Source organism: Epibacterium sp. ABV4_022 (assembly GCF_056159345.1).
Map to the genome: position 1 here is coordinate 938,021 of NZ_JBSWVA010000001.1, position 19,325 is coordinate 957,345.

The window sequence follows — 19,325 nt, forward strand, 5'->3', positions numbered from 1 at the left end:
CGTAGCCCCTAACGACAAACAGGCGGCGTGGCTCAGGGCTGCGCCGCCTTTTTTCCAAGCAGTCCCGGCACCGCCAGATGCCGCAGCGCAAGGCCTGCGAGGCCTGCCATGTGCCAGCCGAGGACTTGATTGGAACTCAGCACCTGCAGGCCCAGTTCCGCTTCGAGCGTCGGGATGACCTCAAGTGTGCGCAGGTTGGTGCAGGACAGGAAGACCGCATCCAGTTCAGCCCGTGATGCAAGCGCATGGGCCGCGGCACGGATGGAGGCAGGTGCGATCCGCGCAACACGGGCCTCAACCTCCTCGCCAAAACCAATCATGTCGGGCACCACAAAATCCGCCGCTTCAAATCCTGCGCGGATCGGGGCAGCCACGGAGGCGATATAGGGTGAGACGATCCCGACACGTGTCACATTCAGTGCCCGGAGCGCGGCAATCGCGGCGCTGAGCGGATCGCTGACAGCTTGTGTTGTGGCATTGGCATGGACCAGTTCTCTCACGCGACCTGCGCCGATCAGGCTGGTGCCGGAGGTGCAGCCATAGGCGATGACCTCAAACCGGGCGGCAGGCGGCAGCAGGCGCGCGGCCTGTGGCAATTCCTCTTCCATGGCGGCGATGGTGTCGGGCGTCAGCTCCGCACCGGAGGGAACGCGACTGATGTGTAGCCGTGCCGCAGGCTGAGGAAACATCTGGCGGAAGTCCTCTTCGATGGTTTCATCCACCTGTAAGGCTATCAGCCCCAGACGCGGGCGCGGGTCTTCCGTGATCTCATATGGAAAGGATGTCATCACCCAATCTCCGGCAGGTCAGATGGGACACGGGGCGACAAAAGCTCAGCACCATTTTCGCGCAAAACGATGTTTTCCTCATGCACCATGATGCAATCCGGTCCCACCATTGCGCCGGGTTCGAGCGTCAGCACCATGCCCGCCCGCAGGGGCGTGGTGTCCTTCGGGGTGAACGACGGCCATTCCGTCAGCGTCACGCCCAGCCCATGGCCCAGCCGTCCACCACCGGGTGTGGCCCCTTGCGCGATCAGCGCATCGCTCAGGATCTGATGTACATCCCGCGCCAGCATCCCCGGACGCAGCGCCTCAAGACAGGTCTCCGTTGCGGACCAGAGCGCGGAATGCGTGCGTTTGGCCAGATCCGAGGCCGGACCGATGGCAAAGTTACGGTCAAAATCACAGAAATACCCCTCGCGGACCGCACCAGTGTCGAGCATCAAAATATCGCCGCGCTCCAGCGGCTGCGCCGTCGCTGGAGAGATCACATCGCCGTAACCGTCCGCGCCCGCGCCGCCGGCGAGATAGCTCACCCAATCGGCCCCCTCGTCCAGTAACAGAGCCTGAAATGCGCGAAACACCTGATCAAGCGGGCGGCCCACGCCCGCGATCTCTGACACCCGATCAAAAGCGCGCCCGGCGATGGCGCAGGTGGTGCGGATCTTGGCAATTTCGGCCTCGGATTTGATCTCACGCACCCGTTGGACAATATCAGTGCCATCCAGCACCTGTCGCGGGGCCAGCTGCGCGCAAAGGGCGTGATAACCTGCAAGCGGCATCCGCAAATGTGTCTCTAATCCCATCGGTAGAGCAATTTTTCCTTGCTCTGGGACCAGTGACGCCAGCGTGTCGACCAAGAGGCTCAGGCCGTCATCCGCAGGGTCAGGCGCATCCCACGTCCGGACCTGCGTGATCCATGTGCGCCGCATCAAGGCGGCACCGATAGAGGGGATGACCGCCACCGGAGCGCCAGAGGCGGGCACCACGATGAACCAGGGCCGGGCGGGGCTTTCCCAGAACCGGGTCAGGAAACCGGTGACGTAAAACACATCCGCCGCCGTGGTCAGCAACAGCGCATCGGCCCCGGCTGCTGCCATACGGGCCTGCAACCGGGTGATGCGGTTTTGATATTCCCGCGCGGGAAAGATCAGCGACGTTTCAGGCATCCTCTGGCCCCTCGCTCAAGATCGCGAGAACGCGGGCCTCTGCGGGCAGATCAAGCCCGGCAAGCAAGGCCCCGATCCCGGCCCCGCCAGAAGGGGTTGTGGCCAGTCCTTCGGTTTGGAGTGTGACCACGGCGGCAGCGGCCTCCTCTTCGCTGAGGGTAACCAACAGATCCGCATCGCGCGCCAATCCCTGAAGCGCGATCATCGACGGCGTTTTGCAATCCAGCCGCCCCATCGCAGAGACCGGCCCTTGGGTATCGACCACTTTACCAGCCTGGATGCTTTCCATGAGGGCAGGGGCAGCCTCTGGCTCAACGACAATGACCTGCGGGGCGTCGCCCCAGACTTTGCGCGCATGGGCGGCGACCGCAGCCGCCAACCCGCCCACCCCGGCTTGCAGCAGGATATGTGTCGGTGGTGCGGGGATCTGCTGAGCGGCCTCCGCCGCGAGTTGCAGGTATCCCTCCATCACCAGATAAGGGAGTTCGGTATATCCGGGCCAAGAGCTGTCAGAGAGCAACGTCCAGCCGTTGCGCACTGCCGCCGTCTCTGCCGCATCCATACTGGCCTCGTAATTGTTTCCCTCGCGCACAACCTCGGCACCTTTGGCACGCAAGCGCGCAGCAAAACTTTCGGGCACGGTTTCGGCAAGGTAGATCACCGCCTGCGCCCCAAACAGGGCCGCCCCGGCGGCTACGGACAGTCCGTGGTTGCCTGCACTTGCGGTGACGAACGTGCGCCCTGCCAGCGCCGTTGACCAATCGCCACCCTCGACCACATCCCACGCGGCGCGGGCAATGGCATGTGCGGCCCCGAGTGCCTTGAAACTGCCAAGCCCCATGCGATTGCGCTCGTCCTTGAGGTGGATCTGAGCAACGCCACAGTGCGCGGCTAGTGTGGGCACAGACAGGAGCGGTGTTTCCTGATGCGCAGGGCATTGCCCCAGCAAATCGGCGACCCCTTTTGCATCATCGCAAGGAAACGGCGCGTCGAGGGCGAGACCTCGACCACGGTGGGGGTTGGCAATTGTCACGGGCATATAGCGGGCTCCTGTTCTTTGATGCTCAGCCTAGCGCCCTTGCGGTGACGTATCCCGGATTTCTCGGATCGGATCTGGCCGAAAACCGTACGGATAGCGCCCTCATGGGCCGAAAACCGTCCAAGCGAGCCTTTGCGCCTTACCCGGAGGCCGAAATTCCGCCATGCTGCCGGTATGGATAGATTCGACGCCCTGATACTGGAGGCCATCCAGTCCGACGCGCGCATGACCGCCGAGGCGCTCTCCAAGCAGGTGGGTCTGTCGCCGGATGCCTGCCGCAAACGCTTGGCACGGTTGCGGGCCTCAGATGTGGTGGAATCCGAAATCACGGTGCTCGCCCCGGATCAGGTGGGACGCGGGTTGCTGCTGATTGTCGAGGTGACGCTGCAAAACGAGCGGATGGAAGATCTGGACCGCTTCAAGGCGCAGATGCGCGCCGCACCGGAGGTGATGCAGTGCTACTATGTGACGGGGAACGCTGATTTTGTGCTGATCATCTCGGCGCGCGATATGGCCGATTATGATGAGTTCACCCGACGTCAGTTCTTTGCCGAAGAAAACGTACTTCGGTTTCGCACCAGCGCGGTGATGGATCGGGTGAAAACAGGGTTTTCAATGCCGGTTACCGTACCTGACGGATAAGTCTCCTGCGCCGATGGGGGTGCGATGGCCCCGCGGCGCAGGCGGTGTTCAGGAAACCGGGCGCGGGGTGGCCCCGTGCCGCTGCTGGCTCCGGATGGGTCACACATGCTGTGGGGCGCGACGCGGCCGCAGGGTCTGCTCAGGCGCCGTTGAAGGTGACATGTGACAGAATGGTATCAACATCGAGTTCCACGGCCTCGCGCGGCATGTCGCGCGGGAAGTTCAGACGGACCGCCGCACGCCGCCCATGCAGCGTGAAATGCTCCGCTGCACCGTCGAAATCGATTACCGATTGGCCGGTGCGAATCTGGACCTGATCGTAGGTCCCTTTGATGTCTGCAGCGAGGTTGGTCAGGCCGATCTCCAGGCTTAGCCCGGCCGGAAGCGAGAGCGTCACATCGGGGTCGCACCAGAACCCCACGCGCATGCGGCCTTTTTTAACTGAGATCTTCAATTGATCGCCAACCGTTTCGACGGTCGATGCAATGGCACAGCCGATATTGTCCTCGGTGGTGATCCTCGCTTCGCGCACGTCATCAGCATGAGTGGTCAGCTTCAGCGCGGTGCCGTCCCCATGCAGTATGACCGTGCGAATGGCGGCGGACAACGGAATGGACTGATCGTCCTCGGCCTGGACCAGACGCGGGGCGGCGCTCAGGACCACCAGGGCGGCGCTGATCGAGGCGAGCGTGATCTTTGTCTTGCGTTTCATGCCAATGCTCCTGTGCAAGGGGGCAGCAGGCCCCGTCTTCTATGCAATGGAGTGTGGCCCCTCCGCCCCCTGTATGCGACCTGATGCGCGATCAAGGACGTCCGCGATCGGGTTTCCGGACCTGGGGGCTCAGGTCTCCGATGCGGTTTCCTGCACCCGGACCGTGTCAGAGCCGGAGCGGGGTTCGGAGGTGGTACAGGCACGGCTGCGCCAGGCGCTGGGGTTGAGGCCGGTCACGCGCTGGAATTCGCGATTGAAATTGGATTTGGTGGTGAACCCCACGGCAAAGATCACCTCGGTCACCGGCATGTCGGTTTCTTCAAGGATGCGGCAGGCATCGCGAATGCGGAACGTATTGACGTATTTCGGAACATTCATCGCCCGCAGCGTATTCACGGCGCTGGACACCTGTCGGGCGGGCACGCGGATCTTGCGTGCGATTTCGTTCAGCGACAGGTTTTCATTTCGGTACAGATGGTTGGTTTCCATCTCCTGATCCAGCTTTGCAAGGATGCTTTCGGCGCTGGTCTCATCCTCCGGCGACAGGGACTGCGCCTGCGGCGTGGTGGGCTGCGGCCGCGGGGCCGGGGCTGGGCCGTCGTGGCGGGTAAAGAACACCACGATCAGCGCAAGCAGGAAGGTGAGGTTGGAATATCCGACCAATGCAGGCGAAATCTGACTGTCGTTGAGCCGGATATCCAGCGCGACCATCACGTCCACTCCGGCCGAGAGCAGCAGAATTGTCCCCGCGACCATATAGGCGCGCTGGGTGGGAATGAGGCTCTGCAAGGGGCGGCTTGCCATCCAGTCCAGATCAAGGTTCATGCCGGACCAGATCAGATGTCCGCCAAACAGCAGGTAGACCAGGATCGACATCGTATCGACGATATCCTCGATGCCGAGGAGGAAAGCGCCATTGGTGATCGCCAGCAACACCGCGATCACGCCGAATATGACGGGGCGGCTGAAACGTCCGGTACGTCCCGCCAGTTCATTCAGCGACAACCAGGTCAGTGGCGGCAGGGCGATCGCCAGCGAAATCAGCGGCATCTTGGGCATGTCCTGAATGCCCCAGGACACGCCAAGCAGCACCGACTGCAACGCAAAGCCCACGACGGTCAACATGACCACCCAATCAAGCCCCCGCCCGATGAAACGGGCAAGCTGCATGATCACGAAGATCAGGAAGAACGCGGTCAGGAACGGCAGGGGGAAAAACAGCAAGGCCTCAGTCTCCGGTCATTGAAGGCGGTCGTCTGGATCATGCGGCATCAGCAGGACGGCGGCACAGAACGCAGGGGGCTGCCCCGATCCTGACCCGGTACATATCGCCATATTCGGGCCTCTGTATGACACGTCCATCTCAGGCCGCCCTTCCCATATCAACGCGCATATCCAGAACCCGGTGTTTGATTTCAACGGGGTATGCGGTCCATACCACTAAAGCGCTATCAATATTATTACACAACTCCTTATAGGAGAGTTGAGGGCGGATTGGGACCTCCATGTCACTGCAAAGAAGACGGGGCGCAAAAGGGTCGATGGCAAAACTGTCGAGGGGGCAGGCCAGACCCCGGCCATCCGCCTTGATATAGGCTTCCTTGAGGACCCAGAGCCGGGCAAAGGCGGCGTCAAACGCCGCAGATCGGAGCGGCAGAAGGCGCGCGCGTTCAGGCTCTGCAAAGAGTCGTGCTACCAACTGTCGCGCCCGGGGGCGCGCTCGGCGCTGTTCCAGGTCAACCCCAAGCGGGGCGTGACGGCACAGGGCAATCGCCGCATCTGCGCCAGAATGGCTCAGGCTGAAGTGCGGGGCGTTGCGACCGTGCAGCACCGGGCGTCCGTGAGCCTCGCGGAGAAACCGCAAGGCGTCGGGTGCGCATCCGCTGGCCGCTCCCAGAATTCGGCGTAGGGCGGCATGGGCGGCGACATATTGCACGCGGTGCGCCGGCATCGAAATGGCTGTGGCCCGCGCGTGTTCCTCACGATCCAGCAGGGCCAGATCCTCAGGGCGCAGCTTATCGGGCAACCGGACATGCCAGACCTCGACCGGCAGTGGCGGCAACGCGCAACTCATAGCCCACTGGCCATGCTGCGGCCAATCAGGTCCTGAAGGATCTCGCTGGTGCCGCCCCAGATGGACTGCACCGATGCATCCAGAAGATCCTGGCTCGCTGCGGCGCCGCTGTCCCCGCTGATGCCGCCGGCCCCCCGCAGTTGCACCCCCAGTGCGGCGAGCTTCTTCAGGGTGGCGGTGGTCCGCAATTTTGCAATGCAGGCGCTCTTGGGGTCAAACCGCCCGTCTTGCACCTGTGGAATGCACTGGTCGATGAAACTGCGGTTCACGGCACATTCGCTGTACAGGTCCGCCAGGGCAAACCTGGGGTTTTGATGATCGAGAAGACTGCCCTGCGGTGTGCGGCGTGCGTCGCAATCCCGGATCAGATCCTGCAAGATCCGCTCGCAGCACCCCTGCGCATAGATGGCGAGGACTAGCCGCTCCACCCCGAGGAAACTCATCAGGTAGACAAAGCCCATGCCCTCGGCACCGAGGAGGTTGCCGCGCGGAACGACACAGTCCTCCAGCGAGATCCGACCGGTATCCAGCGCCGGCATGCCGCATTTCTGGATCGCTTGCTGACTGATACCCGGACGTTCGGTCTCCACCAGCACCAGGCTCAGTCCGGGTTGGTCGCCGATCGCACCACGCTCGCTCTGCGCGGCAACGATCACCACATCTGCGACTGACCCATTGGAAATATGTGTCTTGCATCCGTTCAGAACCAGGCTTTCACCGCTGTTGCAGGCCGTGGTGGCCATATCGGACATGGCGCTGCCGCCCTGCGGTTCGGTCAGGGCCAGCGCGCCGAGGGTTTCGCCCTGGCACAGGGCCGGGAGCAGGCGGTCTTTTTGCGCGTCCGTACCGAGCCGCAGAATGAAAGGCGCGACGATATCGCTCTGCAGGCAGGTGAACAGCCCGTGGACACGGTGCCGCGCCAGTTCCTCGATCACGATGGCGCTGTCGCGAAAGTCCCGCCCCGCGCCGCCATATTGCCGGGGCATCCCGCGTCCCAGCAACCCGGCCGCGCCAGCTCGTTGCCAAATGTCACGCGGTGTCTTCTTGTCTGCAACCCAGCGATCATGCTGCGGGACAACCTCGGAGGTCAGGAAACGGGACACCTCGGCGCGCCAGGCGTCGTGCTCGGGGTCGAAGAGGGTACGATTGAACATGGTGTCTCGCGATCAGCTGAAGGAGGCGGGTTCGGGACGCAGGAGCTGCGCACCACCGAGCTGCACCGCGCGAAGGCTGTGCTGAAGCTCCGCCTCGCTTTCCGGCACGTCCAGGATCAGCGTGGTATAGCCAAGAGCCCGATACCGGCCGACATAGGCCGCCACCTCGCCGTAGCTGCCGACCAGATAGGGGCAGAATGTCTTGTAATTGCGCAGGGGAAACAGCCAGTACGCACCATCGCGCGCCTCGTGCAGGTCATCCGCCTTTCGCGAGATTTCCTGGTGCCAGATGCTGTCGGTGGTGCCCCGCGCCATCTTGTGGGCGAATTGGCCGCGCCGATCCGCCGGGAACCGCAGGCGTGCCTCCTGCCAGGCCTCGTCGGAGGTTTCACGGGCAATGACGCCAAAGCGCAGGCCGATCTGGCCTTCGCCGGGAAGCGGGGCAAGCGGTTCGAGATCGTGAGGCGGCTTGGTATAGCTGAGGCGGGTGGCCCCCAGGGTCGCCGCTGCCGCCGCGCAGGCCTCAGATGCGCCGGAGAGGTAAATCTCGGGCATGAGCTCCGGCGGCAGCTCTGGCGACAGCGTCAGATTGGTCACCTGATAATATGTGCCGCTGAAGGTCACGGATTCTCCGCGCAGCAGCGCCTGCAAAATCTGCGTGTACTCCACCAGCCGGTCATAGCGGGCATCATGCTCGGTTGCGTCGCCCAGCTGCTCCAGATCGCGGACGAAGCCCCCGGCCACCATGTTGAGCGCCATCTTGCGCCCATAGAGAAAGGCGAGGGAGGACACCTTTCGCGCGGCAGCCAGGGGAGACATGTAAAGCGGTTGAACAGCGACCAGCGGTACAAAGCGACGGGTCCGCTCCATCACCGCCTGGGCGACGGTCCACGGATCCATCAGGCTGTTGTCGGTATAGATCAGCATCCCCTCAACGCCGGCGGTTTCATTCCATTGCGCCAGCGTTCCCACGGCATCGAGATAGGCACCGGGCGCGTAGCGGACAGAAGGCGGAGCGGTGGTCAGAAGTTTCATCTTGGTATTCCTTGCCAAAGAGATGGGAGATCGCAGAACCGGCGCGACGCGTCACTCGGCCAGTTCGCTGCAGAGCACGTCGAGCCTGTCCGGCGGATCAAGCAGATGCAGGACGCGGTCGATCTGGCCACGCATCGCCGGGCGCATGACGGAAGCGGAGAAGGCGAGCCGCAACCGCTCGGCGAGGTGATCGCACTCGGCGTCCGGCTGTTGCCGCATCTGCGGGTAGGCGCGATCAACAGCGCCGCCGATGTTCCAGGCCCAGCCGGCAGTCCGGCAGGCTTCTTGCAGATAAGCGCTTTGTGCCATTGCCAGATCCGGCTCGCAGGCCAGTGCGTTATGCAGCGCCAGTGCCTGAAGCGCGGCAACGCTCATGCCCTGTCCAAACAGCGGGTTGAAGGTGGCGATGGTGTCTCCGATCGGGAAATATCCGGCCGGCAGGTCCTCTGCGATGTGATCAAAGCGCCGGAAGCGCACCGTCTTGATCGCAAAGCCACGCAGGCGAGAGACCATCGGCGCATCTGCCAGTCGGGCGGACAGCTCTGCGCCGGCGGTGGCCTCGAACAGCTGGCGAAAGCTCTGCTCGTCTCGCGGCATCTGCGCGCCGAAACGTCCGGTCAGGGTGATGATCCAGCGGTTGTGTTCCACCGGTGCCATGACCAGGCTGCGGGTTCCGGGCGCCTGTGCCGGGCGGAGCCAGGCGCTGAGGGCGGTGGAACCATCCTGCGCGGTCCTGTCAAAGAAGGCACTGCAGTAGCGGATGTCAGGTGTCCGGGTGTCTTCCGGCGGCAGGCGGACCGCCGCCGCGGCCAGCCATTTGAGACTGTCGCCGGCCCGTCCCGAGGCATCGATGACGATGTCTGCCGGGACCGGGCGATCCGGTGCGGAGGAGGGCTGCGCTTTGTCCTGTACATGGACCCCGGTGATACGCACCGAATGCGGGTCTTCACCCGTCTGAGTTACCAGCCCCCGCACACGGCCTGGCATGAGGGTCAGATGTGGTATCCTTCGTACTCGTAACCGCAGCGCCTGTTCGAGGAGCGGTCGACTTTGGCTCAGCACCATCGGACCGGTGTCTTCGGGCGTGCACCATTCGTGCCCATCGTGAGTGCGCCATTGCGACCGGACCTTGAGAGGCAGGCTTCCGGCCCGTTGCAGCGCCGCCCCGATCCCCGGCATCAATTGTTCCAGCGCCTGCCGGCCGCTGTCCAGCAACGCATGTACATGCGGGGCCTGCGGGATTCGGCGCCTGTAGGTGGCACCGTCGGTGAGGCCGTCGGACTCGATCAGAATGATCGACGCGGCATGGGGGGCAAGCGCGCTACAGGCGGCAAGACCGGCGATGCCGCCACCGATGACCACCGCGCGGGGACGCTCTGGGTGCATCCCACGCGGTGGGGGGGAGGTCGAGGGCTGCGGCAGTGCCATCGGCTCAGGCCCGTCCGGTCATTGCCGCGCGCAGGGGGACACGTGTGGCGCGCAATGCGGGCAAGCCGCCGCCGACCGCACCGATTGCAAGAGCCAGCACCACCGCGCTCACCGCCTGTGGCCAGGACAGGGCCAGCTGAAACGCCAACTGTGCATTGGCCCCGCCCTTTGTCGAGGCACTCCAGCCATCGAGCCCGATCCAGGCCAGCGCCACACCGATGGCGCAGCCGATCAGTGTCAGAACCAGCGCTTCGACAAGCGTGGCCACAAACGCCGCGCTGCGGCTGAACCCCAATGCGCGCACGGTGGCGATCTCGATCATCCGGTCGGAGACCGAACTGTACATGGTGGTCATGGCACCCACCGCGGCGCCGAAGGCCATGACGATCGCCAGGGGCCATCCCAGGAACAGGATGATGCGGCTGATGTCGCTGGCCTGGGCGGCATAGAAGGCCTTTTCGGTCTGTGCCGCCAGTCCCATGTCGAGCTCGTCTTCCACATAGGCGCGAAACTGTTCAAACCGCGCTGCATCGGAGAGTTGCACGCGCAGGGATTGGATCTGGTTGGGGCGGTTGAATTGCGCCTGCACCAGCCCCGCATCGGCCAGCAGCTCGCTCTCGAAGACACTGCCCCCGGCCGTGAAATGCCCGACGACGGTCCATTGCGAGCGCCCGAAGGTGATCGTGTCGCCCACCGCCAGATTGCGGTAGCGCGATGCCAGACGTGCACCAACAACGATCTCGGCTGTGCCGGGGGTCATCATGCGGCCATCGCTGATCTGCACCCGGGGGCGGAGCGTCAGGCCGGTTTGGTCGATACCGCGCAGCGACAGGGTTTCATTCTTGTTGCTGTCCAGTGCGACCGCGTCCACCGGCACCACCAGTTCCCGCGAGATCAGAGGTGTTCCATCGTCGGTGCGAACAAGGCCGGGGGCCTCTTCAACCAGATGTGCCTGCTGGGTCTCGATCCGGCTCAGGGCCTCGCTGAAGGCACCGCGACTGAGCACCAGCGCCACGTTGTCGGCGCCGGTCGACGACAGCGTCTTGCGAAAGCCGTTGGCCATGGCGAGAAAGCCCAGGAGCACCAGCACAACGAGGGTCACGGACAGCACCATCGACAGGGAAATCCAGGCCCGGCGCGGCAGGCTGCGCAGGTTGGCGGTCGAGAGCGCGAGGGATTGACGGAGAAAACCGAACATTGGATCACCTGTGTTTGAGGGCTGCCGCGATCGGCAGGCGAAGAGCATTGATCGAGGGCAGCGCGCCGCAGGCGAGGGCAAATCCCACCGCCAGCGCCACCGCCGTGCCAATCACGCGCGGGGTGAGGTAGAGGCCGGGCACGACGCTTTGCAGCGCATCGGCCAACATGGGGATCACCGCGGCCGTGAGACTGAGCCCAAGGCACAGCCCCAGCGCAAACAGCACCAGTGTTTCCGCCAGAACGATGCGCATGATCCGCCCGCCGGAAAACCCGAGGACCTTGAGCACGCCGATCTCCAGCGTGCGTTCCCGGATCGCAAAGATCATCGTATTGGCGACGATCATCAGGATGGTGGCAAAGGCGACCCCGACGATCAGCCGGACCAAAAGCGCGATATTGGCAAACTGCTCCAGGAAGGCCGACATGAAGGCGGTTTCGGATTGGGTCCGGGTCTGGGCGCCGGAATTGGCATAGGCGGCGTCAATCTGGCGGGACAGAGCGTCGGTGTCCGCGCCCGGCTGCGGTTTGATGCCGTAGAGATCGACCCGGTTGCGATTGCGCAGGACCGCGGCGTGGAAATAATCGGACCGCGCCAGCAGAAAGCTGGTGTCGGTGGTGATCTCGGCCCCCTCGAAAATCCCGGCAATGGTGAAGCGCCAGTTGCGGTCCCCGCCGTCGCGGGCGTGCACAAAGCTGGTCAGCGTCACACTGTCTCCGGTATGCCAGCCCATCCGGTCGGCAAGGGTGCGCCCGACCAGAATGGCGGTGCGATCCGCCTCGGCGGCGCGCAGCATGTCGGGCGTGAAATTATAGGTGTCGGCATAGACCCGGGCGTAGCTTTCAAGATCGACCGCGTTGGCACCGACGATGTTGCGCTCGTTGCCGACAAAGGCGCGCAGGCGGGTGATGTGGGTGACCTCGGCCACGTCATCGAGTGCTGCGATCTCCGGCAGATAGGACAAGGGCAGCGTCTCGTTGCCGCCGACCTTGGAGGCGACCACCAGCCGCGCGGTCTGTGACCCGGCCCCTTCAAACCCCTGGCGAAAGCTTGACAGGACGCCAAAGATGAAGAAGGCGACGCCGATGCACAGGATCAGCAATACGCTGCGCAAGAGCTTGCGCGTCAGGTTCTGACGGATCAGCAGGGACGGGCTCAGGCGCATTGCGCGACCTCCTCCGACACGAAACGCCCCTTGTCGAGGAACACGGTGCGTTTGGCCACGCGGGTCGAGCTTTCGTCGTGGGTGACCATGATGATGGTCTTGCCCAGTTTGGTGTTCAGCAGTTGCAGCAGGTCCAGGATCTCGTCGGCGGACTTGCGGTCCAGATCGCCGGTGGGTTCGTCGCAGAGCAGGATGCGCGGGTCGCTGGCGATGGCGCGTGCAATGCCGACCCGTTGCTGCTGCCCGCCGGACAGCAGTGACGGCAAGTGATCGTGCCGATCCGACAGACCGACGATATCCAGGATCGTATGCACCCGCTCGCGCCGTTCCGACGCGCTGAGGTCGGTCAGCAGGAGCGGCAGCTCGACATTCTGCGCGGCACTCAGCATCGGCATCAGGTTGTAGAACTGGAACACGAAGCCGATCACCTCGGACCGCCAGCGCGTCAAGGCGCGGGTGCTCATCTTGTCGAGCATGGTGCCGCCAATGCTGACATGGCCCTTGTCCACCGTATCGATGCCGCCGATCAGGTTGAGGATGGTGGATTTCCCGGACCCCGACGGCCCCATGATGGCGAGAAAATCGCCATCCGGAATGGACATGGTCAGATCATCGAAGATCGGAATGCGGGACTTGCCCAGCGGGTAGCTCTTGCAGACGTTGGTGAGTTCGATGTCGTATGAGACAGGGGTCATGGGTCAGTTGCTCCCGTTGATCCGGAGTTGGGCCAGCGCCCGGTCCGTGAGGTTGGTGAAAGTAGCTTTGGCAGACATATTGGGCCGCACGCCGTCCAGATCGGTGGTGTCCAGCTTGAGGCGCACGCGGATCGTGGCTTTTTCCCGCGAGGCGCGCGGATCAATCGCCGACACCTGCGCCGCAAGAATCCGGTCGGGAAAGGCGTCGAGACGCACTTCGGCGATCTGATCGCGGCGGATCGTGGCGATATTGCGTTCCGAGACATCGACATCGACATAGAGCTGGCTGACGTCCATCAGCTCCATCAGCCCGGCCTCGTCGGCACCGCCGTTGATACCGGAGGAAACCGTCATGCCGGGGGCCGCTGGCAGATCCACGACCACCGCATCGAAAGGGGCACGCAGCACGTGCTTTTCCAGATCGCTCTGTGCCCGCTGCAGGGTCAGCCGTGCGGTTTCAAGTTGGCTGCGGGCGATGGAGATGTCGTGGCCGAGGCTGGCCAGTTGAAGCTGTGCGTCTTCCAGCTCGGCGCGCTTGCCGATGCCGCGGGCCTCCAGCATTTCCAGACGGCGCAGGGGGGCTGCGGCGGCGGCATGGTCGGCGCGGGCACTGTCGAGCCGAGCCTGGGCCAGCCGCATGTCTTCGCGCGCCAGATCGAGTGCCAATCGGGCATTGCCGTCCTCCAGCCTCAACACCGGAGTGCCCGCATCCAGACGGGTGCCAATTGTCACGTCGACATTGTCGACCCGGCCCCCGATTTCCGACATCAGAATGACGGAAGTGGGCGCAACCACAAAGCCTGAACCGACAATCCGCGGCCCCGGTGCCGGTTTGGGCGGCGCGGCAGAGGCAGAGGCGGTGTCATCATCCGCGGACGCCCGGGCGTGTCGTTCTGCGGCCGGTGGCTCTGCGCCTGTCGCAGTGGTGGCCGGATCGGCCTGATCCGGAACGGCTTGGTCCAGCAGCTGCTTGGCCGGCTCCAGAAGGGGGGTGGCCAGCGTGATCGCGCGATCCTGTAGCGCCGGAGACAGAAAGAGTGCACTCCCCCCGGCCAACAGGACCAGACCCAGACCATAAACCCAGAATGGCGCTGAACGCCGGCCGCGGCGCTCGGATCCTGAACCGGAGGCCGCGCTTGGGGCAGTGTCTGCCCTGTCGATGGAGAGAGAGCGCAGCCTGGTTTCGAGATCATCGGGATTGGACATGTCGGATCGCTTTCCTCGCGGGGGCAGGCCGGTGACGGATTGGTCGCACTCGGGCGACGGGATGGGTCAAGCTTGGAACAACAGGGCGGGACGCGAGACCTAAATCACAAAGAAGGACGTCCTAATCGGCGTTTTGCTCCACTTATTAAGGGGTTGAGCGTGATGTTGGTCGTTCCGGAGACGCATCGGATCACACTTTGGCGGGTATCTTGGACGTGGCCTCTGCAAGCAGGGCCCGAGAATCGACTTTGCCATTCACGGTCACCGGCAGGCTGTCGCGGACCCGGATGTCGCGCGGGATCATGGTCTGCGGCAGCACTGCGCTCAGTGCCTGTGCACAGTCCGTCGCAGCGAGACTGTGCCCGCATTCCGGTTGCACAAAGAGAATGATATCCCGCAGCTGCCCGGCTTCGCGAACGGGCAAACAGGCGGCTTTCTGAACCTGCGCGAGGCTATGCGCCGCCCGCTCGATCTCGTCGAGTTCGATGCGGTTGCCATTCCATTTCACCTGCCGGTCCGCCCGACCCAGCAGGATCAGGTTGCCAGCGGCATCGACATAGCCCAGGTCACCGGTCCGATAGGAGCGTTGTCCGTTGTGATGGGAGAAGGCCGCATTTCCGGGGTGGTCGGCTGGCAGGTAGCCGGTCACGATCTGCGGTCCGGTCAGTTCCACCTCTCCCGGCGCGCCCTCTGGCAGGGCGGTGCCATCGGCGTCGACGATCCGCATCACATTCTCGGCCAGCGCCGGCCCGAGGGGCAAAATCCCGCCGCGGTCGATCTCGGCGCCGGAGAGGCGATGCACATGGCTCATGCAGGTGCCCTCGGAAGGACCGTATGCGTGGCGGATGTCGGCCTGTGGAAAGCGCCGTTTCAGATCCTTCACCAAGCGGTGTTGCACAGCCTCGCCGCCGACAAAGAAACACTGCAACCCGGGCAGGGTGTTCGCGTCGAACCGGGGATCGGTGCACATCAGCTGCAACAGCGACGGGGTCGAGAACCAGGAGCGCACGCCCACCTGATCGGGATGGGCGATCAGGGCCTCGATATTCTTGTGCGGCATGATGTTGTGCCGGTGGTCGAGCAGGACGACCGGACGCCCCAGTGCCAGCACGGGCCAAAGATCCAGCATGCCCATGTCAAAGGCGAGACTGGCATGGTTCACATGCGCGCTCTGCCAGGGGGCAAGCGTGCGCCCGGGTATGTCCTGCAACATCGGACTGTACCAGTCGTGGAATGCAGCGAAGTTGGCATGGCTGATCGGCACGCCCTTGGGTTCGCCCGTGCTGCCGGACGTGAAGATCACATACAGAAGATCGGCTGGGTCCCGATCTTGTGCGGCGGTTTCGCCGAGCGCCTGATCCGTTGCGGGCGGGATGCGATGCAAGGTCACGTCAGCGTACACCTCGGGCGCTTCGTTGGCGTGGAACAGGGTCCGCGCGTCTGCCACCCGTTGGATCCGGGCGAGCCGGTCAGGCGGGTTCGAGCGATCCACGAACACAAATCCCCGCCCGGCACACATGCAGGCCAGCATGGCTGCCACCACGCCAGGTTCCTTGTGCCCCTGGATCATCACCAGCCCGGAGGTTGCATCCGTTTCCAGCATGTCGAGGACGGCCCGCACGTGGCGCCCCAGAGCGCCAAACGACACGACGGTGCCGTCACTGACCAGCGCCGGAGCCTCCGGGTGCGAACGTATGTGGGCGAGGATCTTGGATAGGAAACTCTCTGGCATGGGGCCTCCGGTGAAGTGAGAAGGTGAAGCCGGGGGCGGCGACACCGGTGTGATGCGCCCGTCCCCCGTGTCATCGTGCAGTCAGGGCGCAGCCTGCCTGCGACCCGTTGGTCCGGGCCTAGAGCGCCAGGGTTGCGGCTTCTGTCGCGGCAGTGCGATACCTGAAGGCAACCGGAACCGCACCACGGGGGGCGAGGGTGGACCGCAGGATGGGACGCAGGTTGCCGCGCTTGCAGTCCGGGGCCAGTTGCAGGTCGAACTCCGCCACCACCGCGCGCACGGCAACGGACAGCTGATGCTGCAAAAATCGGCTGCGGCTGCGCACACGCGGGCCGATCCCGAACGGCAGATAGGAGTTGCGATCCTCGGGCGGGGTCAGGAACCGGTGACCGTCAAAGCGATTAGGGGTGTCCCAGTAGCGCCCGTCGCGATGGACCAGCCAAGGGGCGAACAGGATGGTGGTCCGCGGCGGCACATTGTAGCCCTGAACCTCCATTTCCTTGCTCGTAATCCGGTAGATGAAGGGCAATTCGGGGTAGAGGCGCTGCGCTTCCTGGATCACCGAGTAGCACAGCGGGGTTTCGGTGTCCGGCGCGTCGTAGAGATCCGTGCATCCGTCGACCTCCCGTGCCATTTCAGGGACGAGATCCGGGCTTTGCGCCAGATGGCACAGGGTCCACAGCAGCCCGAGCCCGTCAATGTTGAGCTTTTCCAGCAGCAGGCGCCCCAATGTCGGGCGCAGAACGTCGATCCGCTGTTCCTCACTGAGGGTCTCCGGCAGGCACTTGTTCATCGTGGCCAGAACCGAGGAGGTCCCGTCGTTCAGTTGGGCCAGGCCTGCACGCACCGCGCGGTCCAGGAACCCGCGCGCCTGCTGGAATTCGGCCAGCGTCTCGGGATGTGCAATCTCATCGGCGTCTTTGGTGCTCATGGCAAAATAGAACTGTTCGATCTGCATCAACCCGTCGACCATGTCCTGGTCGGGCAGGGCGTCCCCGAACAGGGTCGGACAAAGCGCCCGCACGGCCCAGAGGGAGCAGATCGGGCGCAGATCAACCGGCGCCTCGGCAGTAAGGGCAAGATCGCGTACCAGCGCGCGGGTCGCCGTGGTCAGGCTCCGGTGCGCCCAGTCGTCCCACCGGGCGTTGACCTCTGCCAGACCACTCCGGCTGGCGTCCCAGATCGCCGCGTTCTCCGGGCGCTCCAATGCGTCGCCGATAAGAATACGCGTGGTCCCGGCATTGCTGGCGATGTCCCCCAGTTCGGTCTGGAACTGTCCCTGGTGGTTTTTCCAGTATCGGATACTCTCTGTTCCCGTCAGCAGCAGCATCTGGCGGCTTTCGCTGGCTCGTATCATCACCACGTCGCCGAGTTTGCGCATGGCGGTTTCGGCGACCTTCAGCAGGCCAAGGTTCTGGTGGAACTCGGAGCTGGCGTCGAAAACGGGGATCTGCGGTTCTGTCATCTCTAAGTCCTCTCAACTGATCGTTTCTGCATCGGGTTGGCTGTGCACATGGCGATGGTCTGCGGTTCTGGCCGCTTCGGAGAGCCAGGCGCGGTCAATCTTGGAATTGCGATTGAGGCTGGCTTCGAAGCCGGCGTACCAAAAGCGCGGCACCAGATAGGAGGGCAGTTCGCGGGACATCTGACCGGCGAGCTGCTTCAGCACATTCGCGGTGTGGTCGCCAAAGATGTAGGCATTGAGCGCACGGGCTTCGCCGCGCAGCATGTAGGGCTCCACCACGGCGTCCTCGATCCCGGGCTGGCGGCGGATATGAGCCTCGATGTCGTCCAGATCGACGCGCATGCCCTGCACCTTGATCTCGCGGTCGATGCGCCCGCCAAAATACCAAAGCCCATCCGCCCGGCGCAGCCCCCGGTCCCCGGTACGGTAGCAGCCGGGGGCGGGAAAGGCGCGTGCCTGCTTGTCCGGCAGCTTCAGGTAGCCGCGCCCGACCGACGCGCCGCGGATCTCGATCTCGCCCTGGTCCGGGCCGGGATCTGCGACCAACGCGGTTCCCGGGCGGGCATATCCGATCGGCAAGTCCTCCGAGGCTGCCAGATGATCTGCGGTGATGTCGACCGCGGTGACGGCCACGGTGCATTCGGTGGGGCCATAGGTGTTCAGCACGCGGCACCCCGGAAACCGATCGAACAGGCTCTGCACGACCGGCTTGGTCAGGGCCTCGCCGCAGAACAGAAAGGTCGAAAGCGCGGGCAGGGTGGTGCCATTGAAACGGCGATTGCGCAACATCAGGCGGGCGATCGAAGGCGTGGAGACCCACAGCCCGACCTGATCGGTCGCAAGGCGCCGGATATAGCCGGTGGAATTGGCAAAATCCGCGTGATTGAGCGCTGTGATCGGCCGCAGCCGCAGCCAGGAATTCCAGAGTTCGAACAGGGACACATCAAAGCAATGGCGAATGTTGCCGGTCACACCGTCGAAGGTCGCCCCTGCCAGAAGCTGGTCCTGCCAGCGAATGAAGTCCGCCAGATTGGCATAGGTGACCTGAATGCCCTTGGGCTGGCCAAGTGTGCCGGAGGAGAACATGATATAGGCCACGTCATCCGGTGCGACGTCGTGCGGTGGCAGATCCTGCGCAGGCGCGGCATCGAGGTCCACGCCCCAGACCGGGACGTCACTCCCTGTCAGCGTCTTGTGCAATTGCGCGGGCACATTCGGATCGGCGTCGGCAACCAAGACCACCGACGCATCACATGTCTGCACGATCTGGCGCAGCCGTTCCGCTGGGGTGTCCTGTTCGGTGGGCACCAGGGGCCGGCCCGCCAGCAGGCAGGCCCAGTAGGCGACGAGGTAGCGCGGGTCCTTGTGGCCCCAGATCAATACAGGGCGGCTGCACCTCGGGTCTGGCACGCGCGCGAGCTTCTCCGCCAGTGCCAGGGAGGCGTGGTAAAGGCGATCAAAGCTGAGCGTCTCGGACGTGGTGCGATAGGCCTCCGCACCGCGCCCCGCAAACCGGCGATGAATGTCGCGGAGCAGCTGGTGTGGATCATCCGCCTGCGGCTTCATGCCGGGACATCCTCTTTCATGAACGACGCGATCAGCGCCGACAGGCTTTGAATGGTGGAGAACTGTTCCGGGCGCAGCTCGGAGGGGTCGACCTCCAGCGCCGGGAGACGCTCTTCCAGCGCCATGAACAGCTCCAGCAGCAAGCCGCTGTCGAGGCCGAGATCATCCTCGATCCGGGTGTCCGGCGTGATCGAACTGCCGTCATCCATGTCCAGAAGCTCTACGATGGCGTCAATGATATGGGTGTCGATATGCGTGGTCAT

At 64.0% G+C, this 19,325-nt stretch carries 18 protein-coding genes; 1 reads left to right on the forward strand and 17 read right to left on the reverse strand.

Going from position 1 to position 19,325, the window contains the following annotated elements; genetic code table 11:
* Window positions 1-32: 32 nt before the first annotated feature.
* The 3 genes from ACXAF5_RS04520 to ACXAF5_RS04530 are packed head-to-tail and all read right to left on the reverse strand — an operon-like array spanning window position 33 to window position 2,990.
* Window positions 33-788 (reverse strand): maleate cis-trans isomerase family protein, encoded by a 756-nt coding sequence (locus ACXAF5_RS04520; protein ID WP_474945689.1) that lies wholly within the window; start codon window positions 786-788, stop codon window positions 33-35.
* Window positions 788-1,951: a M24 family metallopeptidase gene (locus ACXAF5_RS04525; protein ID WP_474945690.1), complete on the reverse strand. Its 1,164-nt coding sequence runs from the start codon at window positions 1,949-1,951 to the stop codon at window positions 788-790. Before ACXAF5_RS04525 ends, ACXAF5_RS04520 begins: the two co-directional genes overlap by 1 nt.
* The gene (locus ACXAF5_RS04530) at window positions 1,944-2,990 is read right to left on the reverse strand and encodes a pyridoxal-phosphate dependent enzyme (RefSeq protein WP_474945691.1); all 1,047 of its coding nucleotides are present in this window, start codon (window positions 2,988-2,990) and stop codon (window positions 1,944-1,946) included. The genes ACXAF5_RS04525 and ACXAF5_RS04530 overlap by 8 nt, the downstream gene beginning before the upstream one ends.
* 174 nt (window positions 2,991-3,164) lie before the next feature.
* Here ACXAF5_RS04530 and ACXAF5_RS04535 point away from each other — a divergent pair, with 174 nt between their 5' ends.
* The gene (locus ACXAF5_RS04535) at window positions 3,165-3,632 is read left to right on the forward strand and encodes an Lrp/AsnC family transcriptional regulator (RefSeq protein WP_474945692.1); all 468 of its coding nucleotides are present in this window, start codon (window positions 3,165-3,167) and stop codon (window positions 3,630-3,632) included.
* 139 nt (window positions 3,633-3,771) lie between these two features.
* On the opposite strand, the gene ACXAF5_RS04540 is transcribed toward ACXAF5_RS04535, so the two are convergent.
* The 14 genes from ACXAF5_RS04540 to ACXAF5_RS04605 form a co-directional block, all read right to left on the reverse strand.
* Window positions 3,772-4,344 (reverse strand): hypothetical protein, encoded by a 573-nt coding sequence (locus tag ACXAF5_RS04540; RefSeq protein WP_474945693.1) that lies wholly within the window; start codon window positions 4,342-4,344, stop codon window positions 3,772-3,774.
* Between the two features lie 129 nt (window positions 4,345-4,473).
* A complete protein-coding gene (locus ACXAF5_RS04545) occupies window positions 4,474-5,568 on the reverse strand; it encodes a helix-turn-helix domain-containing protein (RefSeq protein ID WP_474945694.1) in 1,095 nt (364 codons plus the stop codon).
* Between the two features lie 139 nt (window positions 5,569-5,707).
* Window positions 5,708-6,418, reverse strand: coding sequence for a 4'-phosphopantetheinyl transferase family protein (locus ACXAF5_RS04550; protein ID WP_474945695.1), 711 nt, complete (start codon window positions 6,416-6,418; stop codon window positions 5,708-5,710).
* Complete coding sequence (locus tag ACXAF5_RS04555) at window positions 6,415-7,572, reverse strand: acyl-CoA dehydrogenase family protein (RefSeq protein WP_474945696.1); 1,158 nt, start codon at window positions 7,570-7,572, stop codon at window positions 6,415-6,417. Before ACXAF5_RS04555 ends, ACXAF5_RS04550 begins: the two co-directional genes overlap by 4 nt.
* A 12-nt stretch (window positions 7,573-7,584) precedes the next feature.
* Window positions 7,585-8,607, reverse strand: a complete 1,023-nt coding sequence (locus ACXAF5_RS04560) for an LLM class flavin-dependent oxidoreductase (protein ID WP_474945697.1) — start codon at window positions 8,605-8,607, stop codon at window positions 7,585-7,587.
* A 51-nt stretch (window positions 8,608-8,658) separates the two neighbouring features.
* Complete coding sequence (locus tag ACXAF5_RS04565; RefSeq protein WP_474945698.1) at window positions 8,659-10,035, reverse strand: FAD-dependent oxidoreductase; 1,377 nt, start codon at window positions 10,033-10,035, stop codon at window positions 8,659-8,661.
* Between the two features lie 4 nt (window positions 10,036-10,039).
* Window positions 10,040-11,233 carry an ABC transporter permease gene (locus ACXAF5_RS04570; protein WP_239319109.1) on the reverse strand — a complete coding sequence of 398 codons (1,194 nt, stop codon included), beginning with the start codon at window positions 11,231-11,233 and terminating at the stop codon, window positions 10,040-10,042.
* 4 nt (window positions 11,234-11,237) lie between these two features.
* A complete protein-coding gene (locus tag ACXAF5_RS04575; protein WP_474945699.1) occupies window positions 11,238-12,398 on the reverse strand; it encodes an ABC transporter permease in 1,161 nt (386 codons plus the stop codon).
* Window positions 12,389-13,093 carry an ABC transporter ATP-binding protein gene (locus tag ACXAF5_RS04580; protein ID WP_239359860.1) on the reverse strand — a complete coding sequence of 235 codons (705 nt, stop codon included), beginning with the start codon at window positions 13,091-13,093 and terminating at the stop codon, window positions 12,389-12,391. Before ACXAF5_RS04580 ends, ACXAF5_RS04575 begins: the two co-directional genes overlap by 10 nt.
* A gap of 3 nt (window positions 13,094-13,096) precedes the next feature.
* On the reverse strand, window positions 13,097-14,299 hold the full coding sequence (locus ACXAF5_RS04585; protein ID WP_474945700.1) for an efflux RND transporter periplasmic adaptor subunit: 1,203 nt from the start codon (window positions 14,297-14,299) through the stop codon (window positions 13,097-13,099).
* A gap of 190 nt (window positions 14,300-14,489) precedes the next feature.
* Window positions 14,490-16,031 carry an AMP-binding protein gene (locus tag ACXAF5_RS04590; protein WP_474945701.1) on the reverse strand — a complete coding sequence of 514 codons (1,542 nt, stop codon included), beginning with the start codon at window positions 16,029-16,031 and terminating at the stop codon, window positions 14,490-14,492.
* Between the two features lie 118 nt (window positions 16,032-16,149).
* The gene (locus ACXAF5_RS04595; RefSeq protein WP_474945702.1) at window positions 16,150-17,496 is read right to left on the reverse strand and encodes a cytochrome P450; all 1,347 of its coding nucleotides are present in this window, start codon (window positions 17,494-17,496) and stop codon (window positions 16,150-16,152) included.
* A gap of 12 nt (window positions 17,497-17,508) precedes the next feature.
* Entirely contained in the window at window positions 17,509-19,062 is a 1,554-nt protein-coding gene (locus tag ACXAF5_RS04600) for an AMP-binding protein (protein WP_474945703.1), read from the reverse strand.
* Complete coding sequence (locus ACXAF5_RS04605; RefSeq protein ID WP_474945704.1) at window positions 19,059-19,325, reverse strand: phosphopantetheine-binding protein; 267 nt, start codon at window positions 19,323-19,325, stop codon at window positions 19,059-19,061. The genes ACXAF5_RS04600 and ACXAF5_RS04605 overlap by 4 nt, the downstream gene beginning before the upstream one ends.